Origin of the sequence: Photobacterium minamisatsumaniensis, from assembly GCF_050336695.1 — a bacterium.
In the GTDB taxonomy this organism is placed as follows: domain Bacteria; phylum Pseudomonadota; class Gammaproteobacteria; order Enterobacterales; family Vibrionaceae; genus Photobacterium; species Photobacterium minamisatsumaniensis.
The window spans coordinates 1-1457 of the sequence record NZ_JAKJSI010000104.1 but is presented as its reverse complement, the minus strand read 5'-3'; the positions used below and the strand labels follow the sequence as shown (position 1 = coordinate 1457).

At 28.6% G+C, this 1457-nt stretch carries 2 protein-coding genes; both read left to right on the top strand.

The features are described from left to right. Positions 1 to 247: 247 nt before the first annotated feature. Positions 248 to 490: a hypothetical protein gene (locus L4D78_RS28200; RefSeq protein WP_428469990.1), complete on the top strand. Its 243-nt coding sequence runs from the start codon at positions 248 to 250 to the stop codon at positions 488 to 490. 171 nt (positions 491 to 661) lie between these two features. Next, positions 662 to 1457, top strand: a 796-nt coding sequence (locus tag L4D78_RS28195) for a hypothetical protein (protein WP_428469989.1), incomplete at its 3' end; no start/stop codon positions are given.

The following is a 1457-nucleotide window of genomic DNA, read 5'->3' as shown; positions in this document are numbered from 1 at the left end:
GTGTATAAATGTTTAGTAATAATATTTTAGGAGATTAATTAAATATGAATAAGCGTAATATCGTTTTTTAGATTTTTAGATTTTTAGATTTTTAGACTTTTAGAGATTAGTTCTYAATTATTAATAAGTGATTGGTTAATAATTGATTGTGTTGTTAATGATGTTATCATTAATTCAGGTTTACAATTAAACCTGAATTAAATTATATTACGTATACTCTAATAACCATTATATAAAGGGAAATATTATGTTAAAAATTATTCATGAAGCCGATAAAATTATTGGCGGAGGTGGTAAAGCAGATTGGGTTGCTCATTGTCGAGGTAAAAAAAACAATCCTAACAATAATTGGTATTATTTTACTGCTAATGGCCCTTCTAGCAAAAGAGAACCGAGTGATAAAAAAGGGAATAAAGCCTGCCGCACGTCAAATGAAAGAGCCTTACAAAAAGAATTTACGCATTGGGCACCACACTACACATCATCATGATAAATCGGATATTGAAGTTAAATTAATAATATCCTAGTGATGTTTAATACTATTTTGTGGTGCTTTATAAAATAATGTACCACATTATTTTTGGTGTTTTTTAATGCGGATTTTATAATTACAATGTAGGTTACATCGATAACTTTATATTTTAATAACATGGTGTAATTAATGATTGAGAATTTTGTTTTTCAAGCAGTGACATATTTTGCTTCAGCAAAATCTAAATATATTTATGTATTGAATCTTTGTACCACTTTCGTTAATAAAAAAATACCAAGCGTATATTTATACTACTCTTACGTATATAGTTTTACATATGCAATGTTTAAGATTTTTTCAGCTGAGGAAATTGTAGCGAGGCAGAACAAAAAAAAAATCATTGGTGTATTAGAATTATTCCCGTACGATGCTTTTTATCATAAGCTAAAAAAGCAAGTACTTCGTGCATATTTCTTTGATAATAAGATTGTTTGTCAGGGCGTTGATGAATGCGCAAGTATCCTTACAGAAGCTATGGAAGGATATAGAAAGAATGGAAAAAAAATTTCTTTGGCTACTTTCCACATATTTTCTGATGAGTTTTCTATTATCATTGCTGGCCGTGCTGATAACAAGAAAACCGTAACCATCGCTGATGTAAAAGATGGAAATTGGTTAACAAAGTGGGGTGATGCAGTCGATAATAAACAGGATCAAATTCGTGAGTCGGTTAGTTTATATAATCCATTTATTTTAAACAAAACAGATTCTGCAATGGAAATAAAAAAAATAATTAGAGCTGTAAAAAAAGAACAGGTTAACTTTTCACTTTTTTGTGATGCTATGCCTGAATATACATCTAAATTTAATAAAGAACAAAACTATAAAAAGGTTAAATTATTTGATAATTTTTCTCATCTTCATATGGGGCCTTTTAGCCTTCCAAAAATGATGAAGACAGACATTTTACCTTATTATATATATA